10 protein-coding genes are annotated in these 12,113 nt (G+C 40.1%); 8 read left to right on the top strand and 2 right to left on the bottom strand.

Features of this window, described 5'->3' with window-relative positions:
- The 4 genes from A6733_RS08755 to A6733_RS01090 form a co-directional block, all read left to right on the top strand.
- Window positions 1-571, top strand: a 571-nt coding sequence (locus A6733_RS08755) for a hypothetical protein (protein WP_439328880.1), incomplete at its 5' end; no start/stop codon positions are given.
- Between the two features lie 512 nt (window positions 572-1,083).
- A complete protein-coding gene (locus A6733_RS08750; protein ID WP_175330616.1) occupies window positions 1,084-1,245 on the top strand; it encodes a hypothetical protein in 162 nt (53 codons plus the stop codon).
- A gap of 572 nt (window positions 1,246-1,817) precedes the next feature.
- Complete coding sequence (locus tag A6733_RS01095; protein WP_092403356.1) at window positions 1,818-2,864, top strand: hypothetical protein; 1,047 nt, start codon at window positions 1,818-1,820, stop codon at window positions 2,862-2,864.
- Window positions 2,865-4,594: 1,730 nt separating this feature from the next.
- Window positions 4,595-6,223, top strand: a complete 1,629-nt coding sequence (locus A6733_RS01090; protein ID WP_092460250.1) for a hypothetical protein — start codon at window positions 4,595-4,597, stop codon at window positions 6,221-6,223.
- Window positions 6,224-6,260: 37 nt separating this feature from the next.
- On the opposite strand, the gene A6733_RS01085 is transcribed toward A6733_RS01090, so the two are convergent.
- Window positions 6,261-6,788, bottom strand: a complete 528-nt coding sequence (locus A6733_RS01085; protein ID WP_092402533.1) for a hypothetical protein — start codon at window positions 6,786-6,788, stop codon at window positions 6,261-6,263.
- Between the two features lie 385 nt (window positions 6,789-7,173).
- Here A6733_RS01085 and A6733_RS01080 point away from each other — a divergent pair, with 385 nt between their 5' ends.
- Both A6733_RS01080 and rsfS read left to right on the top strand, forming a co-directional pair.
- Window positions 7,174-7,800, top strand: a complete 627-nt coding sequence (locus A6733_RS01080) for a nicotinate-nicotinamide nucleotide adenylyltransferase (RefSeq protein ID WP_175330490.1) — start codon at window positions 7,174-7,176, stop codon at window positions 7,798-7,800.
- 20 nt (window positions 7,801-7,820) lie between these two features.
- Window positions 7,821-8,156 carry a ribosome silencing factor gene (rsfS, locus tag A6733_RS01075; protein WP_092402529.1) on the top strand — a complete coding sequence of 112 codons (336 nt, stop codon included), beginning with the start codon at window positions 7,821-7,823 and terminating at the stop codon, window positions 8,154-8,156.
- Window positions 8,157-8,165: 9 nt separating this feature from the next.
- On the opposite strand, the gene ftsY is transcribed toward rsfS, so the two are convergent.
- Window positions 8,166-9,140, bottom strand: coding sequence for a signal recognition particle-docking protein FtsY (gene ftsY, locus A6733_RS01070; protein ID WP_092402527.1), 975 nt, complete (start codon window positions 9,138-9,140; stop codon window positions 8,166-8,168).
- Between the two features lie 116 nt (window positions 9,141-9,256).
- Here ftsY and A6733_RS01065 point away from each other — a divergent pair, with 116 nt between their 5' ends.
- Window positions 9,257-10,711, top strand: coding sequence for a M16 family metallopeptidase (locus tag A6733_RS01065; RefSeq protein ID WP_176696750.1), 1,455 nt, complete (start codon window positions 9,257-9,259; stop codon window positions 10,709-10,711).
- Window positions 10,712-10,737: 26 nt separating this feature from the next.
- Entirely contained in the window at window positions 10,738-12,111 is a 1,374-nt protein-coding gene (locus A6733_RS01060) for a M16 family metallopeptidase (RefSeq protein WP_092402523.1), read from the top strand.
- The last annotated feature ends 2 nt before the right edge of the window (window positions 12,112-12,113 follow it).

The raw sequence follows: 12,113 nt of genomic DNA, 5'->3' as shown, positions 1-12,113 counted from the left end.
TAGCAATCAAAAGGAGGCAAAAAGGAGATTGAAAGAAGAAAGTAGAGTTGAGAAAGAGAAGGAGAAAGAGAGAGAGAAGGAAAGGAAAAATAGGTGGAAGGAGGTAGCAGGAGCATTTGAAATGAAGAGAAAGACATTGAAAGAGAAAAGGAAAGAGGATAAAGAGAAAGAAAAAGAGGAAATAGGTAGATTGAGAGGAGAAGAGTGGGTTGCGTCAGAGAAAGCGAGAAAGGAAAAGGAGGGGTCAAGTAGAGTGGCAATGGAGAAATTGGAGGCAAAAAGGAGGTTGATGGAAGAAAGTAGAGTTGAGAAAGAGAAGGAGAAAGAGAGAGAGAAGGAAAGGAAAAATAGGTGGAAGGAGGTAGCAGGAGCATTTGAAATGAAGAGAAAGACATTGAAAGAGAAAAGGAAAGCGGACAAAGAGGAAATAGAGAGATTGAGAGAAGAAAGTAGGGTTGAGAAAGAGAGGAGTCTAGCAATGGCCGGAGTGATAGAATTAGTGGTAGAAGAATCGGAATCGGAATCGGAATCGGAAGAGGAAACAAGCGCTAAGAGGAGTAAGCCGGAGTAAGTAGCAGTAGGAGAGTTGATTATTAGAATGTGAGATTAGTACATAGTATTAAATGGTGATATAAGAATTAGGAGGTTAGCTTAGTATAGAAATTAGTAATGAGAGCACTAAGAGGAGCGCAGATCAATTGGTGTTGAGTGTAGGTATTGTTTTATTATTCATAGGTTAATATAAAAAATAAAAGTTAATATAAAAAAATAAAATCCCGATCATGGTTGTAATAAGTCAGTCTAGTATTCCTATGCGAAATTGATATAGATACTAAGCAAAATGATATACAGTTATGGTAGTATCGGCAGTTTTAGCAGAAGGTATAGATATCCCGCATGAACTAACACTAACAAGTACACCAGAAACTCCGAGGAAGGGTTTATGTTGGTGCAGGATTCAGCGTTATCAACGCTGATAATGTAACCTGACCGATGGCTATTTCTGGGTATGTTTTGTGGCACTCCACGTTCGATATCGTTTTAGAAATAGCAAGTTAACTTTCAGCATTGAGGAAACGTTTATTGCGAAGTCAAGTATTAGAAGGTGCTGATGTTGCAATCCAAAAAGAAACTGGTGTTAGCTGTGAAGATGCTACTGTTATTATAGCAGCTGGTGAAGAATTAATATTACAGGCTCTGATGGGTAGCATAGAGTGTGCCCGTGGTAGCAGACGGAAGTGGTAGTAGTGTGTTTGTATCAAGAGTTGATAACTGAAATGAGCGTGAGATTGAAGTTAAAGGAAGAAGCTGCAGCAGATTCAGCGAGAGCAAAGAAACAGTAGTTATTGTTATTCTAAGATTTGCTTTTTTGTCTATCCAGATATTTCACAAACAACAGTATTATCAAGTAAATTATAGTGTTTTGCATCGGGTTTACGTTTTATTCTTTCCTTATTAATTTAAGATTTAGAGAATTGTGGAAACTGCGCTGATTGGTAAATTTGCTTAATTGGAATATCAGTAGTTCTACAAAAATAATTGCAATAACTGAATGTTTAGTGATGGTGGATGTTGGTTGAAAGAGATACTTTACCATCCCAGCACTCTAGGTATGTTGGCTCAGATGTGGTACGTCTAACTTTTCAATACGTGTGTGGTTCTGCAATTTTTGTTGAGAGTATTTTTTAGCGTGTATGTGAGTGTATTCTAGGAGGTATATTGGGTTAAAAAACTAGTTTGATATTAGAAGCAGAGATGCTTTTCTACAGTGAATATTATCAGTAGATAGAAAATAAAAAATATGGATTCTATACCTAATGAAACGAAGATTAAGTAGTACGAGCAGTGAAGCAAGTAGTCCTGATGGTAGCTATGAGCAGGGTAGTGCATATGAGCAGGTACAACCATCTAGTGCCTTAGAGTTAGAACAAAGTACAGGATCTGCCGAGGTAGGAGGTTTTCCGTTGGCGCCACATTTAGCGCAATCTCTGGGGATGCAACCTGGTGAAGGGTTATTTCGAAGTGCGTTTTATGGCACCCCACATGCGTATTGCATATCAAGTTTAGTATTTCAACTTTTAAACGAACAGGAAGGTTTGTTTAGCCGTGTATTAGGAGAGGGGACTAGTTATGCCGTCCAACATAGCCAGGTTGATACTCTTTCTCTCATAGAATATAACGCAATAACAATACAAGCGCTGATGGATAGTATAGAAGCACCTCCATTTGCAGTAGTAGTACCGGCAGTGATGGTGGAAGATATAGATACTACTGAGCATGGGCAAGTATCAGGTGCATCGGGGGCAGTGATGATGGAGGGTGTAGGTACTGCTCATTGGCAAGTGCCAGGTGTAGTATCAGGATATGATACCGGGGTCTCTGAGGAAGGGTTCGTGTTGGAACCAGATTTAGCACGATCGCTGGGAATGAAGCCTGATCAAGTGTTATGTAGAGGTATGTTTTACGGTACTCCACAATTTGATGTCATTTTAGAAATAGTAAGTCAGCTTTTAGCAATTCGAGAAGATTTATTGCGCAATCAAGAATTGGAAGGATCTGGTGCAATCCAAGAGGGAATTAGCGTTGGTCATGGAGATACTGCTGCTCTTATAGCGGCTAATGAAGAATTAATGCAGGCTTTGATGGATAGCATAGAATCACCTGCAGTGCCAGTACTGCCAGCGTGTGTAGTACCGTCGGTGGGTGTAGTAGAATCTGAATTGCAAGGGCAAGAATCGAAAGGGAGAATGAGTGCTATAGGTCCAGGGAGAGTGAGGTCTATACGTGTAGTAGCTAAGGAAGTGGAGGTAGCGAAAAAGAAATCGGAAGAGGGAGAGTCGAGTAAAAAGATGGAAGAGAGATGAGGAGAGTCAAGGAAGAAATTGAGAGAGGAAATGAGAGTTGAGTTTGAGAAGGCAAAAGAGGCAAGTGGAGTGGTAAAGGAGAGGTTGGAAGAGGCAAGAAAGAGAAGATGATAAAAAAGAAATTAAGAGAGGAGAGTAGAGTTGCGGAAGAGAAGAATCTAGCAATGGCTGGAGCTAGGAGTAGAGGAATCGGAATCGGAAGAGGAAACAGGCGCGAGGCAGAGTAAGTATGAGTAATCAGTAAGTGGTAGGGGTAGGAGAATTGACTGCCATACTAGGGTGTGAGATACAGCACAGTAGAGTAAGTGGTGATATAAGAATTAGGAAGGCTAGTTTAGTGTAAGAATTAGTGCTAAGAGGAGCAGCAGACTCGTGGGTGTTGATTGTAGGTATGTCTTTATTGTGTAATGTGGATATAAAAAAGAAAGCCCAAGCCTAGTTATAGTTAATCGATTATTATGCGAGGGTGATGTAGGTATACAAACAAATACATAATCTTTGTGTTATTCATCGGTCAGAGCTAGATGCGTAATCTTGGTAGGGTTCCAGTAGCTACACGAGTGTAGATTTGATTTGGCCTGATATTGTTGGTGCGGTCTGGTGAGGGTTGTTTTGGGTGCGTTTTGTAGCTTATGATCTACTTTGTTTATATTCATCAAGTTTTATGCGTTCAGGATACTCATAATGTATGACATGATGGAGATCGTTTCGATATTTGCAGAGACATAAATAATGATATCGCAGAACTAATAAGAGAAATAACAACAGCAGAATAAGTAAGAGAAGTGCTTTAAGTGATGGAAATAGTAGCAATAGATATCTTAGTAGAAGAAGGGTAGCTCGGTTTATACTAGCAAAAATGAGATTACTAATTCGTTAGTCCTGCCTTTGTAAATTTTTCACTAACGGTGTAAATCTTAGTAGTATCTAATACAATTAAATTAATATAGAGGATGTGTTGCAGTCACGAAAGTGCTTGATTTGAGAAGACTACAATTTTGATTTCTGTACAGATGGAAAAGGGTGTTTGTTGGTGCAAGAAATGTATATGTTGGAGGTAAGTGGAGCCTGCTATAGAGGCTTGCGTATTCTGGTTATTATGTTTAGGTAAAGTACAGCATTGTTGCTTTCTTCCTTAAGAATAATTAATTTGATGCATAACAGGTATTTACTGACAGATAAAAAATAAAATAAATCTAATTTGTTGTATCCATATTAATCCTGTGCACGAGCAGTGGAAAAAATATTATTCTAAGATCTATTATTTTTTATCAAAGAGTTGTACCTAAAATACTTGATCCTATACAATATTGTTCAATAAGTTACAGCTAGTTACGGTTTTTATATTGTATTTTTAGGTAGTTGCGGAAATTATGCTAATTGCTGAGGGGAACTTAGTTTGTCTGCCAGTAAGCCGGCAAAGATAATTGGGATGTTTGGCACTACTGGATAGGGTATTATTACAGTTGAAAGTGGTCTTTTACTGGCCCACCGTTCTAATTGTATCTGTTTAGATGTGTAAATTTATACTGTAACTATGTGTTCTGTGTCTTTGTGGTTGTCTGTTTTGCATGCTCGTGGGGGGCATTTTTTTTATATTAAATGTACGTGTTTTCTAAAAAGTATATCGAATTAAGAAAACAAGCTTGATTTTAGCTGTGGACAGATTTATCTACAGCTCGTGGTATTAATGGAATAATAAAACAATAAAATAGAAGGACTCTGTTCTAATGAAAAGGAAATTGGGTGGCACAGGTAGTGAGTTAAGTGGTCCTGATGGTGGTTATGAGCAAGGCGGGGCAGATGAGCAGGCACAGTCATCGAGTGCGTTGGAATTGGAACAGAGTGCAGGACCTGCTGAGGAAATGGGAGTTGCATTAGCGCCACATTTAGCACAAATGTTGGGGATGCAACCTGGTGAGATGCTATCTAGAGGTATGTTTTATGGTACCCCGCAGGCTTGCCATATATCAAGTTTAGTAGTTCAGCTTTTAGACGAACAGGAAGCATTGGTTCATTCTAAACTAGGAGAGGGAACTAGTGCTGTTGCTCAATCTAGTGACGACGATGGTACTCTTGCCAATAACGAGGCAACAATAAAAGCACTGATGGATAGCATAGGAGCACCTTTATTTACGGTAGCACCGGCGGCAGAGTCAGCAGAAGATGTAGATGTTACTACGCATGGGATGGTGTCGGATTTAGCACTAGAGCTGGGAATGCTACCTGATGAAGAGTTGTTTCAAGATATTTTTTGTGATGCCACACAGTTTGATCTTGCTAGAGAAGATTTATTGCGAAGTCAGGCACTAGATGTAGTTGATGTTGCAATCCAAGAAACTGGTGGAGATTACAGTGATATCTCCGACTATATGGAACCTGATCATGAATTGATGCAGGTTCTTGTAGAAGGCCTAGTAGAGCCGAAAATAATAGTAGAAGATATAGATGCTGGTGTACATGGTGAATCATCAAGTGCGCCAGTACATAGTGCTGCAGGAAGCTCTGAGGTAGTGTTTAGTGCAGAAGAAGAACCTGCAGTGATGGCAATATTACCTGCAACTGAGGTAGCTGTACCTGCAACTGATTTAGTAGTGTCGTCAGAGATAGTAATGGAAGAATCGGGATCGGAAGGTCAAGCAACATCAGAGAGAGTGGAGAAAGAGGGACCGGTAAAAGTTTCTTCGATGTCGGTAAGAATACTTGGAGATGTAGTTTTAGACGTTGACATAATTAGGACGGAGGAAGAGGAAGAGGAAGAGGAAGAGGAAGATAGGGAGGCAATGAAAAGAGAGGAAAGTGAAAGAATAAGATTGGAGAAGGAGTTGATTAGAGAAGAAAAGATAAAAGAGCAGGAAATGAGGAAAGAGAAGATGAAAGAGAAGATTAGAGCAGAGACAGAGGAGAGAAAGAGACATAGAGCGCTGATGAAGGCTAAGGAAAGAGAGGAAAGGGAAGCGGCAAGAGAGAGAGAGAGAGTAGAAAGGAGATCAGGTAGGATAGCGAATTCTATAAAAGATGGTCTGGCAGAATTGGAAGCAGAGGAGGCGGAGAGAAGGAGGAAGGCGCGGGAGGTGTTGAAAAGAATGGAGGAAGAGGTTGTAGCTCATGAGAAAGAAAAAGCGGCGGCAATTAAAGCGAAAGAGGAGGAGAAAGCAGCGAGAGCTAAAGCGAAAGAGGAGGAGAAAGCAGCGAGAGCTAAGGCGAAGGAGGAGGAGAAAGCAGCGAGAGTTAAAGCGAGGGAGGAGGAGAAAGCAGCTAAAGCTAGAGCAATGGAGATGGCGAGAGATGATAAAGAAATAGAAGAAACGATAGAAGGAGTAGTTCAAGCGGCAGCAGCAGAGAGGCAGAAGGAGTAGCATTAGTTGTGTATTGCAATCACATTTACTTGCAGTGCTATATAATCTGCCCCAGACGGGTGTAAAATTTACTTACTGCAGTGGTTTTTCCAAGCGCTTCGACAGTCAAGAAAGAAAGTAACAGCAACAAAAAACACGCAGAAACAGCAACTATTGCGTCGTAAACAAGACTGCCGAATGTAATTCCAGTAAAGCGTACGCATGCACCCAAAACAAATGCAACTACCCCTGCCAATAAAAAAGATAGTACTGATTCAGGACAACGGCAACATAAGCTCTCTGCTTTTTTGCGTTTTATGCCATCTGTGCTATGTGCATTACTCGCCTCTATAGACATTGTTTCTAGTGGACTACTTTCTTGTGTGTTTGGTCCTTCTTCTATACATTCGGTATGAATATATGATTCTTGGTTTTGAGGAAAATCAACTTCCGATACACGTACGTTTACATCTTCAATTGTAAGGCGCGATCCCATCTGTTGTCTAAGGGATGAAAGATCTAAGTCTATGCTAATTTCATTACTTTGATTGCTATCATTACCTCTAATCTTTATAACAATATTCACGGCAACACCCTCCCGTTAACTACTATACACATCTATTGCTATTCCACCCTGGTGGCATCCACTCTGTATGCTAACATTCTAGATGACAATTGCTGCGAGTGTTAGTGCAGATTATGCGACTTTGCTCATTACTTTTATTAGATCCGTTGTCGTACTTATGCTTGCAGTTTATTTAACAGTTCTCGAGTATGAGGCAAAAAATGTGCTTGCGTCAAAAATATGAATTGCATCTACTGTATTAATAAATATTTCCTTCAGCTTAATATTAGCAATTTAGTTATGGTGTATTAGCTACATTGTTTGCTAATGTGTTACGTGATGTAACACATTGTGCTTTATAGTTGAGCATGTATTATTTGTTGCTTACTATCGGACAATGCATATCATGCGAACACATGTAGGTATTTTTGGTGGTACTTTTGATCCAGTTCATGAAGGACATTGCGCTGTTGCCCGTGCGGTTCAAATTGCGTGTTCTTTTTCTAGGATGATTTGGATGCCAGCCGGACATCCTTGGCAAAAGAGCGCCATTAACGCTCCCATTAACCACAGATTATCTATGCTATCGAAGGCCGTTTTACAGCTTCCCGGACATGAGATCAGCCTTCACGAGGCCTACAATGATGGTATTACTTATACCATAGAAACCGTTCGCGCATTAAGGGGTGATTTAGGATATGATTTTCCATTAACGTTGGTGCTAGGGTGGGATAGCTTTTCTGGAATAGGAACTTGGAAGAATGGTATTGACATTTTAAATGAGGTTAATTTGGCTGTCGTTCCTAGATATGGGTTGGGTAAGTGTCTATTAGATCCAGTTCTATCTTTATGGCGCAAGAGACAGAGGTGTTTATTTTACGGACAGTATTACGGTGCAGTTTTGGATGTTCCTATGGTTTCCTTTGACGTATCTTCAAGTTTTGTGAAGGATAAGATTCGTGAAATTGGAAGTTGTCCTGGTTTACCCCCAGGAGTGGCTGCCTATGTGTCCGCTTACAGTATTTATAAATAATAGGCTATGAGGGTTCGTTAATGGAAGAAGCGTTGCTTCAGTTGGTAGTTAAAGTACTAGAGGGCAATAAATCTGAAAATGTAGTTTTTTTAGATACTTCTCTTTTCCCTACTATTTTTGACGGCATGGTTGTAGCGTCTGCTGATAATCCTAGACACTCCCAGGCTTTATCTAGACACCTGATTAAGGAATTAAAAGATAATAAGTACCAGATAATTGGAGTAGAAGGAGAAAGTGAAGGTAATTGGATACTGGTAGATATAGGCGATATAGTCGTACACATAATGGTTGATGAGATGAGGGAACAATACTCACTTGAGGATCTTTGGCGTAAGAAGCCTGATAGCCAGTCTTGAATGTTTACATTACTCTTGATGGCAGGTTCCAAGGAGACCGTCTACGTATTCCTTGGCGCTAAATGGCACCAGATCGTCTATGCTTTCCCCGGTGCCGATAAAGTACACTGGAATGTTAAACCGCTTGGACATGGATGTGATTGTGCCTCCTCTTGCTGATCCATCTAACTTTGTTACTATAATTCCTGATAGTCCTTTCATGATCTCGTTAAAAGTCTCGATTTGGCGGATGACGTTTTGTCCCATAGTGCCGTCAACAATAATAATTTTTTCTTGAGGGGGTTTGCCAAGGGATTTTTCTGCTACGCGCACCACCTTTCCAAGTTCCGCCATAAGGTGAGTTTGTGTAGATAGCCTACCTGCAGTGTCTGCAATTACGACATCCATATTCTTTGCTTTAGCTGATTGAATTGCATCGTATACTATTGACGCAGGCTCACCTTTTTCCTGATGAACCATGTTTACTTGATTGCTACGGGCCCAAACATTTAGCTGGTCGGCAGCAGCAGCTCTAAATGTGTCTCCAGCTGCCAGCAGAACACTTTTACTTTGATTTTGGAAAAACTTGGCTAATTTGCCTATAGTTGTCGTTTTACCCGAACCATTGACTCCACATACTATGATAACTGATGGTGACTCACTCAACTCGAATTTTTTTTCTAAGGGTAAAACTTGGGCCAGTATTATTTCACGGAGCAATTCGTGTATGGTAAGAGTTGAATTTTTGCTATAGGCGCTCCTGATTTGAGATAAAATTTCTTGTGTTGCCTCATGGCCACAATCGGCCATTATAAGAGTTTCCTCTAATTTTTCACAAATGTCTGTATCTAGCTGATTTTGAGACCAAAATTTCTTAAGATTGGAAAAAATTTTTTTCCTGGTCAAACTCAGGCTTTTTCTGAGTTTAGTCCATGAATTGGGTTTAGTTTCTACTGAGTTACCATTATTATCTGGTATGAATCTTTTCCTTAAGAAGTTTAACATTTACATTGTATCCCGTGATTAGTTTAACCATTTCTAAAGTAAGTGGTTCCTTAGCTATGCTGTGTGTTTATGTATGGTCTAAGGGAAAAGATGTATTCTATCATCAGAGCGCACATGTGGCGTTGAACAGCATTGCTAATTTTCAGGAATATTCTACGATGGAACTTAGGTTGGTGTTTGCATTTTGTTTTGCATTGCTAATAAGTTCATTTTCGTTTGCCGAAAATTCATCTGATTTATCCGGAAGTTTTTCATTAGATAATGGCATGAAAGTTATAGTTGTACACGACGATCAGTCACCTGTTATAGCTTTAGCCATATTTTATAGGGCTGGAAGTATAGATGAGGTTAATGGTGTTACTGGAATTGCTCACGCATGTGAGCACATGATGTTTCGTGGTACAACTACCTATCCTGGTCAGCAATTTATAAATAAATTGAAGATGATAGGAGCTTTATATAATGCTGGCACTGACCGGGATCTGACAGTATATTACGAGAAGGTTAATCATTCTGATCTAGGATACGTTTTGTCATTAGAAGCTGATAGGATGAGGAATGCTATACTAAGCAAAGATGATTTTGACCGCGAGCGCCAGATAGTAATAGAGGAGCGTAGGCTAAGGTTGGAAGATAATCCTAAGGCCCTTTTGGACGTTCAACTAAATGCCACAGCTTTTGTTACTAGCCCCTACCATAACCCTGTTATAGGTTGGAGGGCCGATTTATATGAAATGACTATAGATGATATTAGACAGTGGTACAGTACATGGTATGCTCCTAACAATTCTATATTAGTTCTAGTTGGAGATATCACCCTACAGGATGCTCGTGCCTTAGTTAGTTCCTATTTTTCTGGTATTAAACATACTGAGCTTCCTGTGCGCCGATCTCGTCCCGAGATTCAGCAAAGTGGTGCACGCTATTTTGTGTTGGATTTGCCCACGACCTTTCACATGATGTCTATGGCCTGGGTAGTTCCCGTATGGACAGTTGGTGTTCCGGTTACAGACCCGGTTGCCTTACAGGTTCTTGGATACATTTTGGGTGGCTACCCTGGTGCTAGGTTGAATACTTTGCTTATTAAGAAAAAAAAGCTCCTGGAGTCTTTATCTGTGGACTATGTTCCTATAGGTCGTGGACCTGGATTATTTAAGATCTCCCTTGTAGCCAAGGAAGGCTCACAGATGGCCTTGATTCGTAAGCTAGTACTGTCTGTTATTCGCGATATTCAGACAAATGGTCCTACAGATAAAGAGATTTCTTCTGCCAAACGTTCATTATATGCTGAGTATGTTTTTGATCAAGATTCATTATCTAACAGGGCTTTTGACATAGGTTATTTTGCTATTTCAGGTAGAGATTTGGCCGCACGGGATGAGTTTTATAACTCTTTTCAGAATGTAAAAAAGGAGGATGTACAAAGGCTTGCTGTTAAATTTTTTAAACGTTCTTTAATGGTGTGTGGGGAATTGAGGCCATCAATGAATCCAGATTTGGTGAAACAAAATAATGTGGATACCAAGGGTGAGTTGCCAACAAATTTTTCAGAAACTGTTGCTAGTACATAAAGAAATTAAATTTTGGGGGATATCTAATGGCTAGGGCTGCACGCTGTTTTTTTATATTGGCGTTTGTAAGTGCTAGTTTTATAGCTAAGGCCTCGCCGCCTGGCGTACAGCATTGGAAGGATAGTGGGGTATCAGTATTATTTGCTGAGACCAAACGTTCCCCCATACTTGATATAGCCTTATCCTTTGCTGCCGGATCAGCGTACGATCCTCCGGGTAGATCTGGTTTAGCTAGCCTAGTATCGTCTGTGTTATCTATGGGATCTAGAGATGAGGACGAGCTTCAGATTGCCGATAAATTCTCTTCTCTGGGTGCTTTGTACCATACTACGGTTGATTCTGATCGAGCAATAATCTACCTACGTACTTTGTCTGATCCAGACTCTGTCAGAGATGCTATAAATGTGGTGGAGGATTTTTTGACTCATCCATCATTTTTGCCAAGTATAGTTGAACGTCATAAGGGTATTATGTTGTCAAAGCTGAAGACAGATAAGAGCTTTCCTGAGTTTTATGTTAAGCGATCTCTGTATAGGCAGGTGTATGGCAACCACCCTTATGGAGTTATGCCTACTGAAAAGAGTATTTCTGATATTTCTGTTAAGGATGTAGAAGATTTCTACAATAAGCACTATAGGAGAAGATTTTTGTCTATTGCTATGGTTGGTAACGTATCTAGGTCCGCTGCTGAGAATATAGTTAAACTTTTGCTAAGCGGATTGCCCTCTGGCGGTAGCAAATGTAGGTTGCGACAGGTAAAGGCGCGTATGGCTAGTGAGGAGAAGGTAGACTTTTTGTCACACCAGACTCATATTGCGATGGGCGGGTTAGCTGTTTCCTACGCTGATGCTGACTACTTTCCATTGTTAGTAGCTAATCAGGCTTTTGGGGGTGATCCATTAACTTCTAGGTTGGCAATTAACATAAGGCAAAACAAGGGCTTGGCATATTCCGTCAGATCTTATGTGTTACCCTATCAAAGAAAAGGATTGTTTGGTATTTCCCTACAGACCAGAGCTTCTGAAGCTGCTAAGGCTGTGCAGGCTGTTAATGATGAACTTAATAATACAATTACTAACTGCTTTACCAACTTAGAAATTGATTCAGCCAAAGAGCAGCTCATCAGAAGCTTTCCACTATACTGGGATGATAACATTGGTTATTTGCATATTCTATCTCTTATAGGATTCTATCAGCTTTCTTATAATTGGATTGGGTCCTATGTCTCTCATATTAGAGCAGTTACCAGAGATGATGTTTGTAGGGCAGTTAAGCTGTACATAAAGCCATCACTTTTATCAACTACTATTGTTGGTCCCGCCCCTAGAGAAGAAGCTAAAGAATCTGACAAAGAGGACAGTATGGATAGTTTGTTTACCGAAGATAGTGGGGTTAATTAGAC

It is taken from the genome of Candidatus Ichthyocystis sparus (assembly GCF_900078745.1).
GTDB classification, from domain to species: domain Bacteria; phylum Pseudomonadota; class Gammaproteobacteria; order Burkholderiales; family 2013Ark19i; genus Ichthyocystis; species Ichthyocystis sparus.
Note: the sequence above shows the minus strand (reverse complement) of the source record. Positions and strands in the feature narration are given on the sequence as shown.